This window comes from Dechloromonas denitrificans, assembly GCF_001551835.1.
Classification (GTDB): Bacteria; Pseudomonadota; Gammaproteobacteria; order Burkholderiales; family Rhodocyclaceae; genus Azonexus; species Azonexus denitrificans.
On the sequence record NZ_LODL01000035.1, the window covers coordinates 649,051 to 664,305 of the forward strand.

Annotated in this window: 13 protein-coding genes; 6 read left to right on the top strand and 7 right to left on the bottom strand. The window is 63.6% G+C overall.

Going from position 1 to position 15,255, the window contains the following annotated elements; all coding sequences use genetic code 11:
• Positions 1-49: 49 nt before the first annotated feature.
• The 7 genes from AT959_RS17945 to paaN all read right to left on the bottom strand — a co-directional run bounded on the left by AT959_RS17945 (position 50) and on the right by paaN (position 8,565).
• The gene (locus AT959_RS17945) at positions 50-1,195 is read right to left on the bottom strand and encodes an ABC transporter substrate-binding protein (RefSeq protein ID WP_066886155.1); all 1,146 of its coding nucleotides are present in this window, start codon (positions 1,193-1,195) and stop codon (positions 50-52) included.
• A 95-nt stretch (positions 1,196-1,290) separates the two neighbouring features.
• The gene (gene pcaF, locus AT959_RS17950; protein WP_066886158.1) at positions 1,291-2,496 is read right to left on the bottom strand and encodes a 3-oxoadipyl-CoA thiolase; all 1,206 of its coding nucleotides are present in this window, start codon (positions 2,494-2,496) and stop codon (positions 1,291-1,293) included.
• Positions 2,497-2,624: 128 nt separating this feature from the next.
• Positions 2,625-3,950, bottom strand: coding sequence for a phenylacetate--CoA ligase PaaK (paaK, locus tag AT959_RS17955; protein ID WP_066886161.1), 1,326 nt, complete (start codon positions 3,948-3,950; stop codon positions 2,625-2,627).
• A 29-nt stretch (positions 3,951-3,979) separates the two neighbouring features.
• Positions 3,980-4,444 carry a hydroxyphenylacetyl-CoA thioesterase PaaI gene (gene paaI / locus AT959_RS17960; RefSeq protein ID WP_066886164.1) on the bottom strand — a complete coding sequence of 155 codons (465 nt, stop codon included), beginning with the start codon at positions 4,442-4,444 and terminating at the stop codon, positions 3,980-3,982.
• The gene (locus AT959_RS17965) at positions 4,437-5,909 is read right to left on the bottom strand and encodes a 3-hydroxyacyl-CoA dehydrogenase (RefSeq protein WP_240481887.1); all 1,473 of its coding nucleotides are present in this window, start codon (positions 5,907-5,909) and stop codon (positions 4,437-4,439) included. The genes paaI and AT959_RS17965 overlap by 8 nt, the downstream gene beginning before the upstream one ends.
• A gap of 61 nt (positions 5,910-5,970) precedes the next feature.
• Positions 5,971-6,765: a 2-(1,2-epoxy-1,2-dihydrophenyl)acetyl-CoA isomerase PaaG gene (gene paaG, locus AT959_RS17970; protein WP_066886171.1), complete on the bottom strand. Its 795-nt coding sequence runs from the start codon at positions 6,763-6,765 to the stop codon at positions 5,971-5,973.
• A 132-nt stretch (positions 6,766-6,897) separates the two neighbouring features.
• Positions 6,898-8,565, bottom strand: a complete 1,668-nt coding sequence (gene paaN, locus AT959_RS17975) for a phenylacetic acid degradation protein PaaN (protein ID WP_066886173.1) — start codon at positions 8,563-8,565, stop codon at positions 6,898-6,900.
• Between the two features lie 378 nt (positions 8,566-8,943).
• Here paaN and AT959_RS17980 point away from each other — a divergent pair, with 378 nt between their 5' ends.
• From AT959_RS17980 to AT959_RS22085, 6 genes are all read left to right on the top strand, one after another.
• Positions 8,944-9,972 carry a hypothetical protein gene (locus AT959_RS17980; RefSeq protein ID WP_066886175.1) on the top strand — a complete coding sequence of 343 codons (1,029 nt, stop codon included), beginning with the start codon at positions 8,944-8,946 and terminating at the stop codon, positions 9,970-9,972.
• A 160-nt stretch (positions 9,973-10,132) separates the two neighbouring features.
• Positions 10,133-11,182, top strand: a complete 1,050-nt coding sequence (locus tag AT959_RS17985; RefSeq protein ID WP_066886178.1) for a 2Fe-2S iron-sulfur cluster-binding protein — start codon at positions 10,133-10,135, stop codon at positions 11,180-11,182.
• Between the two features lie 76 nt (positions 11,183-11,258).
• Entirely contained in the window at positions 11,259-12,137 is an 879-nt protein-coding gene (locus AT959_RS17990) for a branched-chain amino acid ABC transporter permease (RefSeq protein WP_240481876.1), read from the top strand.
• Between the two features lie 2 nt (positions 12,138-12,139).
• Complete coding sequence (locus AT959_RS17995; RefSeq protein ID WP_066886183.1) at positions 12,140-13,072, top strand: branched-chain amino acid ABC transporter permease; 933 nt, start codon at positions 12,140-12,142, stop codon at positions 13,070-13,072.
• 1 nt (position 13,073) lies between these two features.
• Positions 13,074-13,835, top strand: coding sequence for an ABC transporter ATP-binding protein (locus AT959_RS18000; protein ID WP_066886186.1), 762 nt, complete (start codon positions 13,074-13,076; stop codon positions 13,833-13,835).
• Positions 13,836-13,848: 13 nt separating this feature from the next.
• Positions 13,849-15,165, top strand: a complete 1,317-nt coding sequence (locus tag AT959_RS22085; RefSeq protein ID WP_083518473.1) for an ATP-binding cassette domain-containing protein — start codon at positions 13,849-13,851, stop codon at positions 15,163-15,165.
• Positions 15,166-15,255: the final 90 nt, after the last annotated feature.

Here is a 15,255-nt window from a genome sequence, read left to right on the forward strand (position 1 = left end):
GAAAGCGGCCCGAAGTTGCTGCAGGGGTTGTGGCGTTCTTTGAGCCGGCTTACTGGGAAATGGTCCAGTCGCCGCCCTTGACTTCCAGCATGCGGAAGGCAGAGAGGTCGAGGCCCATGTGGTCGGTGGCCGACATGTTGAAAGTGCCGCTGGTGCCGACGAAGCCCTTGGTCGCTTCGAGTGCGTCGCGGACCTTGGCCTTGTCAGTGGAATTTGCCCGTTTCATGGCGTCGACCGCCAGCATCAGGCCGTCGTAGGCATAACCGCCAAACGTCGACACATCCTGCTTGTACTGGGCCTTGTAGGCCTTGTCATAGGCGGTGACGATCGGTTTCTGCGGGTCGTTGGCGGCCAGTTTCTCCGGAATCAGCTGGGCCGGCGAGGGCAGGCGGACACCTTCGGCCGCCGGGCCGGCCAGCTTCAGGAATTCGTCGGAAGCGACGCCGTGCGACTGATAGAGCGGCAGCGTGATGCCCAGTTGCTTGTAGTTCTTGGTGACGATGGCCGGGCCCTGGCCGAGACCGAAGACGAAGACGGCCTGGACGCCGGCGGTGTTCTTGATCTTGGTCAGTTGCGGGCTGATGTCGGTGTCCTTGGGGCCGTAGGTTTCGTTGGCAACCAGCGTGACGCCGTACTTGCCGGCAACCGCCTCGGTTTCCTTCTTGCCGGACTGGCCGAAACCGGAGGTTTCGGAAAGCAGCGCCACCTTGCTGATACCGCGCTTCTTCATGTCCTCGAATACCTTTTCGGCGGCCATGCGGTCAGTGTGCGGCGTCTTGAAGACGAACTTCTTGACCGGCTCGACGATGACGACCGCGCCGGCCAGCGAGATGAAGGGCGTGCCGGACTTCTCGGCCAGCGGCACCATCGACATTGTGGCGCCGGTGGTGGTGCCGCCGACCAGGATATCGACCTTGTCGTCGTCGATCAGGCGCTTGGCGAAGCCGTTGGCCTTGTTGGCATCGCTGCCGTCGTCGTAATGGACCAGTTGCAACTGGCGACCGAGGACGCCGCCCTTCTTGTTGAGGTCGTCGACATACATCTGCAGCGTCTTCAGTTCCGGGTCGCCGAGGAAGGCGGCCGGGCCGGTGACGGACAGCACGGAACCGATCTTGATCGGCTCGGCAGCAATGGCAGCAAAGGCGCCGACGACCAGGGCGGCACCGGCAACGAGCTTCTTCATTGTGTGTTTCATGGGTTTGTCTCCTCCACGGGGTTGTTGTCTGTTACTGCGGTAAAACTTGTTGTGTTTCAGTCATTCCCGGTCAAGCCGGGAATGACGCCGGTACGTCAAATACGCTCGATCACCATGGCGATGCCTTGCCCGACACCGATACACATGGTGCACAGGGCGTAGCGGCCGCCACGGCGTTTGAGTTCATAGGCGGCGGTGGTCACCAGCCGGGCGCCGCTCATGCCGAGCGGGTGGCCGAGGGCGATAGCGCCGCCGTTGGGATTCACGTGTGCCGCGTCGTCGGCCAGGCCGAGATCGCGCAGCACGGCCAGCGCCTGCGCGGCGAAGGCTTCGTTGAGTTCGATGACGTCCATGTCGGCCAGGGTCAGGCCGGTCTGGGCCAGCACCTTGCGGACGGCGGGGGCGGGGCCGAAACCCATGATGCGCGGTGCGACGCCGGCCGTCGCCATGCCGACGACGCGGGCCAGCGGCTTGAGGCCATACTGGCCGGCGGCCGCTTCCGAGGCGATGAGCAGGGCGCAGGCGCCGTCATTGACGCCGGAAGCGTTGCCGGCCGTGACCGTGAGATCCGGGCCATTGACCCCTTTCAACTTGGCCAGTTGTTCCAGCGTCGTTTCCGGGCGTGGATGCTCGTCGGTGGTGACGACTTTCGGCTCGCCCTTCTTCTGGGCGATGACTACCGGCACCAGTTCGTCGGCAAAGCGGCCGGCGGCATTCGCGGCGCCCCAGCGCTGCTGCGAACGGACGGCGAAGGCATCCTGGTCGGCCCGGTTGATCTTGAACTCTTCGGCGACGTTGTCGGCTGTCTGCGGCATCGAATGCGTGTCGTAGAGCTTCTTCATCAGCGGATTGGCGAAGCGCCAGCCGATGGTCGTGTCGTAGATCGCGGCGCTGCGCGAGAAGGCGGATTCGGCCTTGCCCATGACGAACGGGGCGCGCGACATGCTTTCGACGCCGCCGGCGATCATCAGCCGGGTTTCGCCGGCCTTGATCGAACGGGCGGCGAGGCCGACTGCATCCATGCCGGAACCGCACAGGCGGTTGACCGTGGTGCCCGGCACCTCGATCGGCAGGCCGGCCAACAGGCCGGACATGCGGGCGACGTTGCGGTTGTCTTCGCCGGCCTGGTTGGCGCAGCCGTAGATGATGTCGTCGACGGCCGTCCAGTCGACCTGCGGGTTGCGTTCCATCAGCGCCTTAAGCGGGATGGCGCCGAGGTCGTCGGCACGCACGCCGCTCAGGGCACCGCCGTAGCGGCCGATCGGGGTACGGATGGCGTCGCAGATAAAGGCTTGAGTCATGAAAATCCTTTCAGCTTTTGACGGTCATCCCCGCGCAGGCGGGGATCCAGCGTCCTTTCTGGGTTCCCGCCTGCGCCCCGAAGGAAGTGCCCTTGGGGTACGCGGGAACGACGGCAAATAGGGTGTTCTCAGTCGCGCTTCGGGCGTTCGTCCAGCACACGCTTGGCCTTGCCGACCTGGGTGCGCGGGATGGCGTCGAATTCCATCACGGTGATCTTGGTCGACACGCCGATGATGGTCTTGATGCGGTGCTGCAGTTCCTTGGAAATGGCCTGGATTTCGACCGGCGCCAGCTTGCCGGACAGTTCGCGCTGGACTTCGCAGCGCACTTCCAGGTTGTCCATGTGCCCGTCGCGGGTGACGACGACCTGGTAATTGCCGGCCAGGCGGGCGTCGCGCAGGATCTGTTCCTCGATTTGGGTCGGGAAGACGTTCACGCCACGGATGATCAACATGTCGTCGGAACGGCCGGTCAGCTTGCCGATGCGGCGGAAGGAGCGGGCAGTCGGCGGCAGCAGGCGGGTCAGGTCGCGGGTGCGGTAGCGGATGACCGGGAAGGCTTCCTTGGTCAGCGAGGTGAATACCAGTTCGCCTTCGGAACCGTCGGGCAGCACTTCGCCGGTTTCCGGGTCGATGATTTCCGGGTAGAAATGGTCTTCCCAGATCACCGGGCCGTCCTTGGTCTCGATGCATTCACAGGCGACACCGGGGCCCATGACTTCGGTCAGGCCGTAGATGTCGATGGCGTCGATGCCGAGCTTCTTCTCGATCTCGTGGCGCATGCCTTCTCCCCAGGGCTCGGCGCCGAAGATGCCGACCTTCAGCGAGATTTCCTCGGGCTTGATGCCCAGGCGTTCGAATTCCTCGGCGATCACCAGCGAGTAGGACGGCGTGACCATGATGATTTCCGGCTTGAAGTCCATGATCTGCTGGACCTGCTTCTCGGTCTGGCCGCCGGACATCGGCACGGCGATGCAGCCGGCGCGCTCGGCGCCGTAGTGGGCGCCGAGGCCGCCGGTGAACATGCCGTAACCGTAGGCGACATGGACCATGTCACCGGCCCGGCCGCCGGCGGCGCGGATCGAGCGGGCGACGACATTGGCCCAATTGTCGAGGTCGTTCTTGGTGTAGCCGACGACCACCGACTTGCCGGTCGTGCCGGACGAAGCATGCAGGCGGGCCAGCTTGTTGCGCGGCACGGCGAACAGGCCGAACGGGTAGTTGTCGCGCAGGTCGAGCTTGGTCATGAACGGGAACTTGCTCAGATCGCTCAGCGTCTTCAGGTCGTCCGGGTGCACGCCCTTGGCTTCGCACTTCTTGCGGTACGGCTCGACGTTGTCGTAGGTGTGGCGCACCGACCACTTCAGGCGCTCCAGTTGCAGCGCCGAAATCTCGTCGCGGCTGGCCGTTTCGATCGGCTCGAGGTCGCCGGGCAGGGGTTTTTTGACGGTCATGGTTGTCTCCTCTGTTATGTCTGGTCGGCTCAGTCGGCCTGTTGCAGGCCGGCGATCACTTCGCCGCTGATGCGATAGCTCTTGCCCCGGAAGAGGGCGATGGTCTTGCCGTGCGTCGTGCGCACGGTGATGTCATAGACGCCGGTGCGCCCGGCCGCCGATTGCTCGACGGCTTCGGCTTCCAGCGTTTCGCCTTCCTTGGCCGGAGCCAGGAAATCGATGTGGCAGGCCGAGGCGACGGTGGTCTTGTTGTAGCTGTTGCAGGCGTAGGCGAAAGCGGTGTCGGCCAGGCTGAAGATCATGCCGCCGTGGCAGATGTGGTGGCCGTTGACCATGTCGCCGCGGACCACCATGGTGAGCAGCGAGGCGCCGGGCTGGACGCGAACGATTTTGATACCGAGCGCCTGGGCGGCACGGTCGCGGGAAAACATCGCTTCGGCGGTGGCTTCGGCCAGGGCTTGTGCCTCGGCCGGGTTGAGCTTGTGTTCAGTCATGGATCTTCCTTCCGGCGCAGACGGCGCGCTGGATCAGCGGCGAAATGCGGTAGCGGTCCTCGCCGTAGCTGGTGCCGAGATTGGCCAGCACGTCGCGGATGGCGGCGACGCCGACGGCATCGGCCCAGGCCAGCGGCCCCTGCGGATAATTGACGCCGAGACGCATTGCCGAATCGGCGGCGCTTTCCGAGCAGACGCCCTGGTTAACCGCATCGGCCGCTTCGTTGGCCAGCATGGCGACGGTGCGCATGACGGCCAGGCCGGGAATGTCGAGGAAGCGGGAGACAGCGTAACCGGCTGCCTGCAACAGGCCGACGGCGGCCGAAATGGCAGCGGCTTCGCACTGTTCGGCGGCGGCGATGGCAAGGCGGCTGGCCTTGCCGTAGTCGAGGGCGAGGTCGATCAGCACGGTATTGGCGACACCGGTTTCAGCGGCGCGTTGCGTCGCGCTGCGGCCATCGGTGACGTAAAGCGCGGCGCGACCGATTTCGGCGATGCGGCCATCGGTGTCCGGGGCGCGGCTGAAGGAGAGGCTGCTCAGTTGCAGGCGCTCGATAAGGCATTCCGCTGCGGTCGACTCGCCAAAAACGGTGATTTTGCCGGCCGGCGTTTGCGGCGCTTCGCTTTGCGGCTCGGGCTGGACGGCGCCTTCGCGGTAGTCGTAGAAGCCGCGGCCCGTCTTCTTGCCGTAGAAGCCGGCATCGACCAGTTCCTGCTGGAGCAGCGAGGGCAGGAAGCGCTGGTCGTTGTAGAAGGCGCGCCAGACAGAATTGGTCACGGCGAAATTGACGTCGTGGCCGATCATGTCCATCAGTTCGAACGGCCCCATGCGGAAACCGCCGGCCTCGCACATGACGGCGTCGATGGTGGCGTAGTCGGCGGCGCCTTCCTGGGCCAGGCGCAGCGCTTCGGCGTAATAAGGGCGGGCGACGCGATTGACGATGAAGCCGGGCGTCGACTTGGCATGGACCGGGGTCTTGCCCCAGGCGGCGGCGGTGGCGAACAGGGTGTCGGCGACGGCCTTGTCGGTGGCGAGGCCGGAAACGATCTCGACCAGCGCCATCAGCGGTGCCGGGTTGAAGAAATGCAGGCCGGCCAGGCGTTCGGGGCGCTGCAATTTGGCGCCGATGGCGGTCACCGAAATCGACGAGGTGTTGGTGCCGAAAATACAGTCGGCACTGACGATGGCTTCGAGATCGCTGTACAGCGTCTGCTTGGCTTCGAGATTTTCGACGATGGCTTCGACGACCAGCGAGGCATCGGCCAGGTCGGCCAGGCTTTGCGCGGCGACTAGGCGGGTGCCGGCGGCCAGCGCCGCTTCGGTACTGAGCTTGCCTTTGTCGGCGAGCTTGGCGAATTGGGCGCGAATGCCGTGGATGGCCTGTTCGGCGGCACCGGGCCGGTTGTCGAGCAGCTTGACCATGTGGCCGGCGGCCGCCGCGATCTGGGCGATGCCGGCCCCCATGGCGCCGGTACCGACGACGGCGACGATGGCCTGTTGGGGCAGGGGTGGATGACTCACGCGTTCACTCTCCGGTGAAATTCGGCGCACGCTTGGCCATGAAGGCGGCCACGCCCTCGGCGTAATCCGGGCTCCAGCCCAGCTCGCGCATGAAGCCGCCTTCCATCGACAATTGCTGTTCCAGCGTGTGGCCGGGGGCGGCGTGCATGGCCTGGCGGGTGCGGACCAAGGCCTTGGTCGGGGCGGTGGAAAGTTGCTTGGCCAGCGCGTCGACCGCAGCAGCGAATTCGGCATCCTCGACGCATTGCCAGATCAGGCCCCAGTCGGCGGCCTTCTCGGCCGACAGCTTGTCGGCCAGCAGGGCGAGGCCCATGGCGCGGGCCATGCCGACGCGTTGCGGCAGGAACCAGGTGCCGCCGGTATCCGGAATCAGGCCGATCTTGCTGAAGGCTTGCAGGAAGGAGGCGGATTTGGTGGCGACGACCAGGTCGCAGGCCAGCGCGACCGAGGCGCCGGCGCCGGCGGCGATGCCATTGACGGCGGCGATGGTCGGCACGCGCAGGTTCTGCAGGCGGAGTACGAGCGGCTTGTAGTTGGCTTCGACGACATTGCCGATATCCGGCATCTTGCCGTCCACCATCTGCATGGCCCGGTCGGCGAGGTCCTGGCCGGCGCAGAAGGCGCGGCCGGCGCCGCTGAGGACCAGGACGCGGATGTTCTTGTTGTCCTGGATATGGTCGAGGGCGACACGCAGCTCGGCGTGCATCTCGGTATTGAAGCTGTTCAGCTTGTCCGGACGGTTCAGGGTCAGGCGGGCGATGCCGGCGTCGACAGTGAAGGTGATGGTTTCAAAGTTCATCGTTAGCTTTCTTCATGACATTGCAACTCGGATCGTCGTCCCCGCGTAGGCGGGGACCCAGAGGTTTCTGGATTCCCGCACCCCAAGGGTACTTCCTTCGGGGCGCCTGCGCGGGAATGACGGCGTCAGAGGTCATACGTGGTAGCGGCGCTGCACAACACAGAAGCGGTTGGCGACAAAGGCAGCGTCGGCGTAGGAGGCGTTGGCGGCCGGGTTGCCGCCGGTGCCGTGGTAGTCGGAGTAGGCGGCCGACTGATTGACGAAGACGCCACCGGTCAGGTTGATCGACAGGGCGACCTTGGAACGCATGGTGGCGGCAGTCATCGCGTCGAGCACGTCGGCCTTGGTCGAGTAGATGCCGGCGGTCAACGCGCCGTGGGTGGCAATAATGCGCTCGGACAGCGCGATGGCGGCGGCGGTGTCGGCCACCTTGACGATGAAGCTGATCGGGCCGAAGCGCTCTTCCATATAGGCCTTCTCGTCGGCGGCATCGCAGGCGAGCAGGACCGGGGTGCGCACTTCCGATTTCGGGAAGTCCGGGTTGTCGAGTTTGGTCGAGGCGAGGATGACCTTGCCCAGTGCGCCGCTATCGGCCTCGTTGATGCGCTTCAGCGTATCGGCCGACTGCACGGCGCCGAGCACGGCGAGGGCGACTTCCGGCTTGCTCAGGAAGCCGGAGACGGCGCGGGCCAGGTCGGCGCAGACGTCGTCGTAGGACTTGTGACCGTCTTCCGTCTCGATGCCGCCGGCCGGCACGAAGATGGCCTGCGAGGTGGTGCACATCTGGCCAGAGTACAGCGACAGCGTGAAGGCCAGGTTGCGCAGCATCGGCTTGTAGGCGTCGGTCGAGTCGATGACGATGTTGTTCACGCCAGCCAACTCGGCATAGACGCGGGCCTGGCGGCAATTGTCGATCAGCCACTGGCCGAAGACGTTGCCGCCGGTGAAGTCGATCGATTTGACGGCCGGGTGGGTGACCAGCTTTTGCGTCGTTTCGCGCTTGTCGGCGACGCACAGCGTGACCAGATTGGGATCGATGCCGTTTTCGGCGAGCACGGTGCGGATGGTGCGGACGGTGATCGCCGCCGGCAGGATGGCATTGCTGTGCGGTTTGACGATCACGGCGTTGCCGGTGGCGAGCGCGGCGAACAGGCCGGGGTAGGTGTTCCAGGTCGGGAAGGTGCCGCAGCCGACGACGACGCCGACGCCGTGGCCGACCAGTTCGAAGTGCTTCTTCATGACCAGCGGCGGGTTCTTGCCCTGCGGCTTTTCCCAGGTCGTTTCGCCGGGCACGAACTTCATTTCACGATAGGCGTAGGCGACGGCTTCGAGGCCGCGGTCCTGGGCGTGCGGCGCACCGGCCTGGAAAGCCATCATCCAACCCTGGCCGGTAGTCATCATCACCGAATGGGCCAGTTCGAAGCTCTGTTTGTTCAGGCGATCGAGAATTTCCAGGCAGATGCCGGTGCGGCCTTCGCTGCCGGCCTTCTGCCAGCCGGTCATTGCCTGCTGGCCGGCGGCGATCAGCGCTTCATGATCGCAGACCGGGTATTGCACATTGAGCTCGATGCCGTAGGGCGACTGTTCACCGCCCAGCCAGCCGGTCAGGCCGGGCTGATTCAGTGCGAACTGCCGGCCGAGATGGGCATCGAACGCTTGCTTGCCATCTTCGGCAGCGGTTTCGCCGTAAGTCTTCGGGCTGGGCATCTCGTTATAGGCCGACCAGTAACCACGGGTGTGGATGGCATTGAGGGCGCCGTCGAGCGTGGCGCGGTGCTTTTCGAGTAGTTGAACGGACATCGGTATCTCCATGGAGGCGTTGTTCTTTGTCAGGTGTGCGCCGGGCAGCACCAATCTACTTGCACGATACGAACTAAGTTTATTTTTGTCAAACAAAAGTATCGTAAAAAATGCACCGTTTTTGTATTCCGTTTAGAGAAAAAGATTACGAAGAAATATAATTTATACAAAAAAACAAATAGATACAAATTTTAAATTTGATGTGTTGTTTGGGTATTCTGAAATGAGGAATTTGTTCCCGATGAGATTTTTAACGATACGATACAAAAAATGTTGACACATCGTACTCATTGGTATCATTATTCAACCAACGCCACACGCCCTGTCGGGTGGCAGATCAACCTGATGATTAAATTCCTACCTAGAGGAGACAGAGAGATGGCTAGCAACAAGGAACGTTTTGCCGACAAGATGGAATTCCCGCCGGAAATCCAGCAGCCCAACATCTATCCGCTGTCCTGGAACAGCAAGACCAAGAAGCTGCAGGAAGTCTGGGAAGCCTCGCTGCGCGAGAACTGGGATCCGGAAAAGCTGCCCTGGGATACGCTGGATGTAGACAGCTACACCTGGGAAGAGCGCGAATCCATCGCCTACTGGTGGAGCCTGCTCTCGGTGTTCGACGCCTCGGCCCCGCCGGTCTTCGCCGAAGCGCTGATCAAGACCTATGAAGTGCATGAGGAAGATCCGGTTCGCAAGTGCTTCTTCTCGGTGACCCGCGACGAGCAGAACCACGAAATCATGTGCGGCCTGGCCATCACCAAGCTGCTCGGCCATCCGGACCCGATCACCTACGAGCCGAAGACCGACCTCGGCCGCCGCCTGCAGAAGAACGTCAAGTGGCTGTACTTCAACGGCGCCCGCTACTGGACCGGCTACAAGCAGGCCGTGCCCAAGTACGACCTGGCCGTGCTGTTCAGCTCCTTCCTGATGGGTGAAATCGCTGCCGCCACCATCTTCAAGCAGATGTTCGACAACTCCCGTGAAGCCGTCTTCAAGGAAGGCTTCAAGAACATCGGCCGCGACGAAGGCCGCCACATGGCGATCTGCATGGCCGTCATGGAACGCGACTACCCGGGCCTCAAGGAAGAAACCAAGGCCGTCGTCACCAAGCAGATCCGCGCCGGTTACCTGTTCCTGTCGGCCGTGCTGTTCGAGCCGCCGATGGAATTCTGGGACCTGCCGGAAGACTTCATCGCCAACCAGCGTGAAGGCGAGGAAGTGGCCCGCGGCGCCGGTTTCGGCATCCCGAGCTACGAAGCCAAGCTCGAAAACTGGAAAAACGCGATGATCAACCTGAAGGGCGTGCTCGACCGCTACAACATTCCGTTCCCGGCCATCCCGGAAGTCGGCATTACCGGCCAGGAAGTCAGCGAAATCGACATGGAAGACATCATTCCGGTCTTCTGAAGCATCGGACAACGTCATCCCCGCGAAAGCGGGGATCCAGAAGAGCACTACTGGATTCCCGCCTGCGCGGGAATGACGATGCCACAACTGGCCGGCGCCCCGAACAAGGGTGCCGGCCTTGCCGCAACAGAGAAACCAAGACAAATAAAGGGGAAGACAAATGGCTCGTATCATCATGCAACCGTCCGGCAAGTCGGTCGATTGTGCCTATGGCGATACCGTTTTGATGGCGCTCGAAAAGGCGGGTTATGCCCTGCCCAACAACTGTCGCGCCGGTGCTTGCGGCGAATGCAAGGTCAAGGTCACGTCCGGTCAGTTCGACCAGGGCATGGTGCTCGACATGGCGCTGTCGCAGGACGAACGCAAGCAGGGTTTCGGCCTGATGTGCATGGCCAAGCCGATTTCCGAGGAACTGACCATCGAATGGGGCACCGAAGATGCCAAGCCAAAACTCTTCCCGCCACGCGAGGACGCACTGTTCGTCGTCGTCGATAAAAGACAGATTGCCGACCGCGTCGTCGAGCTGCGCCTGCGCCCGGTCGGCCAGCCGATCCGCTACTGGCCCGGCCAGTATGTGACGATCGGCAACCCGCGCGCCGATATTCCGGCCCGCGCCTATTCCATTTCCAATGCGCCGCGCCCCGATGGCGAGCTGGTGCTGCAGGTTGCCCGCGCCGATGGCGGCGTGACCAGCAACTGGGTCCATGACCAGTTGAATGTCGGCGAAGGCGTCAAGGTTTCCGGCGCTTACGGCACCTTCATTGGCGATCCGTCGGTCGATACGCCGGTCCTCTGCATCGCGGCCGGCACCGGCCTGGCGCCCGTGCTGGCCCTGGCCGAAGCGGCGCTGCGCCGCGGTTTCAAGAAGCCGGTGACCATGCTCTTCTCGGCGCGGACCCGCGAGGATGTCTACAGCCAGGGCATGATGGCCTGGTGGCGGACCAAGCACCGCAACTTCGACTACAAGGTGACGCTGACCCGCGAAGAGGCCGAAGGCTTTCTGAAAGGCCGCATCGATGTCGTGCTGCCGCAGCTGTTCAAGGATCTGTCGAAGCACACCATCTTCATTGCCGGCAGCCCCGAGTTCGTCGATGCCGGCGTCGACGCCGTCAAGCTACAGGGCGCCCAGGACGGGCTGATCCACACCGAGGGCTTTTTCGCCCAGCAGCAGCCGGTGACGGCCGATGCCGACCATTTATTGCCGAGTTGAGCGGTCGACCGCCGGAATACCCCAATAAATAGAACGGAGACGACATGAACACGATACGCCCACAGGCTGGGAGGGCATGATGCTGGCCCAGTTCCTGCAATTCCTCTTTTCCGGGATCACGGTTGGCGCGACCTACGCGCTGGCCGCACTCGGCTTCACGCTGATCTACAACGCCAGCAACGTCATCAACTTCGCCCAGGGTGAATTCATCATGCTGGGCGGCATGCTGGCGGTGTTTTTCACCCAGATGGGCCTGCCGCTGCCGGTCGCGCTGCTGCTCGCCATCGTCGTCCCGGCCATTGTCGGCGTACTGGTCGAGAAACTGGCGATCGAGCCGGTCAAGGGCGCCGAGACGGTGACGCTGATCATCATCACCATCGGTGCCTCGCTGGTCATCCGCGGCCTGACCGCGGTGATCTTCGGCAAGGGCACGCACAGCATGCCGGCTTTCTCCGGCGATGCGCCGATCGAGGTGCTCGGCGCCACGCTGCTGCCGCAAAGCCTGTGGGTGCTCGGCGTCACCGCGCTGGTCGTCGTCGCGCTCTGGTACTTTTTCAACCGCACGCTGCAGGGCAAGGCCATGCTGGCCACTTCGTACAACCGGCTGGCCGCTGAACTGGTCGGCATCAACACCAGCTGGGTGCTGTTCATGAGCTTCGCGATGTCGGCGGCGCTCGGTGCGCTGGGCGGCATCCTGATCACGCCGATCACGCTGACTTCCTACGATGTCGGCATCATGCTCGGCCTCAAGGGCTTCGTCGCCGCGGTCGTCGGCGGTCTGGGCAACGGCCTGGGCGCCGTGGTTGGCGGCCTGCTGGTCGGCATCCTGGAGGCGATGGGGGCCGGCTACATCTCGTCGGCCTACAAGGATGCGATTCCCTTCGTGCTCATCCTGTTCATCCTCTTCTTCATGCCGCGCGGCCTGTTCGGCGGTAAATCGACGGATCGGGTGTAAGCATGAAAAAAAGCGTCTACAACGGCCTCTACCTGGTCATCGCCATCCTGCTGGTGCTGCCTTTCGTGCTGCCCAACAGCTTCTATCTCGACCTTGCGGTACGGATGGCGATCAACGCCGTGATCGTCCTCGGCCTCAATCTGCTGATCGGCTTCGCCGGCCAGATCAGCCTCGGCCATGCCGGCTTCCTCGGCATCGGCGCCTACGCCTCGGCGGTGTTGCCGACCCACTTCGGCTGGCATCCGCTGCTCGCCATGGGGGCGGGCGCCGCCGCCACCGGTCTGCTCGCTGGCCTGGTGGCGCGGCCGATCTTCAAGCTGAAGGGGCATTACTTGGCGATGGCGACGCTCGGCCTTGGCATCATCATCAACATCGCGCTGCGCAACGAAGCGCAATGGACCGGCGGCCCGGACGGCATGCCGGTGCCGGGCATGGGCCTGTTCGGCTTCGAGCTGAGCAACGACAAGCAATGGTACTGGGTCGTCGCGCTGCTGCTCTCGGTCTCGGTCTGGGCCTCGCTGAACCTGATCGACTCGCCGTTCGGCCGCGCCCTGCGCGCCCTGCATGGTTCGGAAGTCGCCTCGCAGGTGGTCGGCGTCGATGTCGTCCGCTACAAGGTGGCGATCTTCGTGCTCTCCGCCGTCTTCGCCAGCCTGATGGGCAGCGTTACGGCGCACTACGTCGGTTTCGTCAGCCCCAACTTCGCCGACTTCTTCCATTCCATCGAACTGGTCACCATGGTGGTGATCGGCGGCATGGCCTCGGTGTACGGTTCGCTGGTCGGCGCCGTGCTGCTCACCGCGCTGCCGCAGGCCCTGGCTACTTTCGAGGGCTGGGAAACCGTGGTTTTCGGCGCCATCCTGATGCTGTCGATGATCTTCATGCCGAAGGGCCTGGTCCCGACGCTGGCCGCCAAGTTCGGCAAGGGAGAGTGAGATGAGCATGCTGCAAGTAAAAGACCTCTCGATCCACTTTGGCGGCGTCAAGGCGGTGCAGAACGTCAGCTTCAACATCGATGCCGGCATCGTCTATTCGGTGATCGGCCCCAATGGCGCCGGCAAGACGACGCTATTCAACCTGATTACCGGGGTGTACAAGCCGACGACAGGTGAAATCCGTCTCGACGGCGAAGCCATCCACGGCAAGTCGCCGAACGAACTGGCGACGCGCGGCGTGGCGCGGACTTTCCAGAACCTGCAGATCTGCATGAACATGACTGCGGTCGAGAACGTCATGGTCGGCGCTCATCTGCGGCTCGATCGCAACCTGGTCAAGGCGGCGCTGCGCTTCCCCGGCCTCAAGCGGCGCGATGCCGAAACGCGGGCTGAAGCGGCCGAGCTGATGTGCTTCGTCGGCCTGGAAAAATACGTCGAAGCGCGTGCCGACGCGATGTCCTACGGCGCACTGAAACGTCTGGAAATTGCCCGAGCGCTGGCCATGAAGCCGCGCCTGATCTTCCTCGACGAACCGGCGGCCGGCCTCAATCCGAAGGAGACCATCGAGGTCGACCACCTGGTGCGCAAGATCGCCGATTCCGGCGTCACCGTGGTGCTGGTCGAGCACGACATGAAAATGGTGATGAACCTTTCGGACCGCATTCTGGTGCTCGATTACGGCAAGAAGCTGGCCGAAGGCAGCGGCGAAGAGGTCAGAAAAAACCCGGACGTGATTGCCGCCTACCTTGGCGCCCACGCCTGATCAGGGGAAGAACATGGAAGCACTCAGAATCATCAGCGAGGAACATCGCAACCTGTGGCGCATCGCTACCACCATGGATATGGTGGCCGACGAGGCGGAGGCGGGCAGCAAGGTCGATCCGGCCTTTTTCAACGCCATTTTTGATTACATCGAGGAGTTCATGGACGGTTGCCACCACGCCAAGGAAGACGAATACCTGTTCCCGGTGCTGCGCCAGCGCAGCACCGAGGCGGCGGCCATCCTCGACCGCTTGCAGGCCGAGCACCGCAACGGTCCGGAAAACCTCAAGGCGCTGCGCGACAAACTGGCTGCAGCGGCGAGCGGGGCGGTCGGCAATGCCGAGTTCGTCGCCGCGCTGCGCGTCTACACGCAGAGCCTGCGCGGCCACATCCGCAGCGAGGAAAAGGACGCCATGCCGCTGGCCCGGCAGGTGCTCAGTGCCGAGGACTGGTCGGGCATCGACCGCGCCTTTCTCGACAACGACGATCCGCTGTTCGGCGAGAAGGCCAAGGCCGAGTTCCGCGAACTGTTCCACCGCATCGCCAGCCTGGCGCCGGAGTCGATCGGCCTCGGCGCGCACAGTGCCGGCGAACTGCAGCCGGGCGCTTCGCCCGGGGCCGGCGAAGTGCTGCTTTCGGTGTCCGGCATGGAAAGCTGCTACGGCCGGATCAAGGCCCTGAAAGGCATCGACCTCGAAGTCCGCAAGGGCGAACTGGTCGCCTTGGTTGGCGCCAACGGTGCCGGCAAGACGACTTTCCTGCGCACGCTGTCCGGCGTCCAGCCGATGAGCGCCGGGCGCATCACGTTCGACGGCGAGGATATCTCCGGCCTGCGTTCCGACCTGCGCATGCGGCGCGGCATCTGCCAGAGTCCGGAAGGGCGGCAGGTTTTCGGGCCGCTGTCGATCGAGGACAACCTGCGGCTCGGCGCCTACACCCAGCCGAAAGGGCAGGTCGAAGGCGACCTTGAAAAGGTCTTTGCAATGTTCCCGATCCTCAAGGAAAAGCGGGCTTTGCCGGCCGGTACGCTGTCCGGCGGCCAGCAGCAGATGCTGGCCATCGGCCGGGCATTGATGGGGCGGCCGAAAATGCTGCTACTCGATGAACCGTCGATGGGCCTGGCGCCGCTGCTTGTCGAAGAGGTCTTCAATGTCGTCAAGACGCTGAAAGCGCAGGGCATGACCATCTTCCTGGTCGAGCAGAACGCCTTCGCCGCCCTGGCCATCGCCGACCGCGGCTATGTGCTGGAAACCGGCCACATCACCTTGACCGGCACCGGCCAGGAATTGATCAGCAACGAGCAGGTGCGCGCCGCTTACCTCGGCATGTGATCGGCCCTGAAATCCTGCCCCTGCCGGCCGGATCGCTCCCCGGCAGGGGCAGGGCAGGCGCAGAGGCGCGGCAAAGAGGTAGAATCGCCG

Excerpts from the sequence above, each read along its gene's own strand:
- AT959_RS17945 (WP_066886155.1), bottom strand. The coding sequence starts at position 1,195 with ATGAAACACACAATGAAGAAGCTCGTTGCCGGTGCCGCCCTGGTCGTC.
- pcaF (WP_066886158.1), bottom strand. The coding sequence starts at position 2,496 with ATGACTCAAGCCTTTATCTGCGACGCCATCCGTACCCCGATCGGCCGC.
- paaK (WP_066886161.1), bottom strand. The coding sequence starts at position 3,950 with ATGACCGTCAAAAAACCCCTGCCCGGCGACCTCGAGCCGATCGAAACG.
- paaI (WP_066886164.1), bottom strand. The coding sequence starts at position 4,444 with ATGACTGAACACAAGCTCAACCCGGCCGAGGCACAAGCCCTGGCCGAA.
- AT959_RS17965 (WP_240481887.1), bottom strand. The coding sequence starts at position 5,909 with ATGGGGGCCGGCATCGCCCAGATCGCGGCGGCCGCCGGCCACATGGTC.
- paaG (WP_066886171.1), bottom strand. The coding sequence starts at position 6,765 with ATGAACTTTGAAACCATCACCTTCACTGTCGACGCCGGCATCGCCCGC.
- paaN (WP_066886173.1), bottom strand. The coding sequence starts at position 8,565 with ATGTCCGTTCAACTACTCGAAAAGCACCGCGCCACGCTCGACGGCGCC.
- AT959_RS17980 (WP_066886175.1), top strand. The coding sequence starts at position 8,944 with ATGGCTAGCAACAAGGAACGTTTTGCCGACAAGATGGAATTCCCGCCG.
- AT959_RS17985 (WP_066886178.1), top strand. The coding sequence starts at position 10,133 with ATGGCTCGTATCATCATGCAACCGTCCGGCAAGTCGGTCGATTGTGCC.
- AT959_RS17990 (WP_240481876.1), top strand. The coding sequence starts at position 11,259 with ATGATGCTGGCCCAGTTCCTGCAATTCCTCTTTTCCGGGATCACGGTT.
- AT959_RS17995 (WP_066886183.1), top strand. The coding sequence starts at position 12,140 with ATGAAAAAAAGCGTCTACAACGGCCTCTACCTGGTCATCGCCATCCTG.
- AT959_RS18000 (WP_066886186.1), top strand. The coding sequence starts at position 13,074 with ATGAGCATGCTGCAAGTAAAAGACCTCTCGATCCACTTTGGCGGCGTC.
- AT959_RS22085 (WP_083518473.1), top strand. The coding sequence starts at position 13,849 with ATGGAAGCACTCAGAATCATCAGCGAGGAACATCGCAACCTGTGGCGC.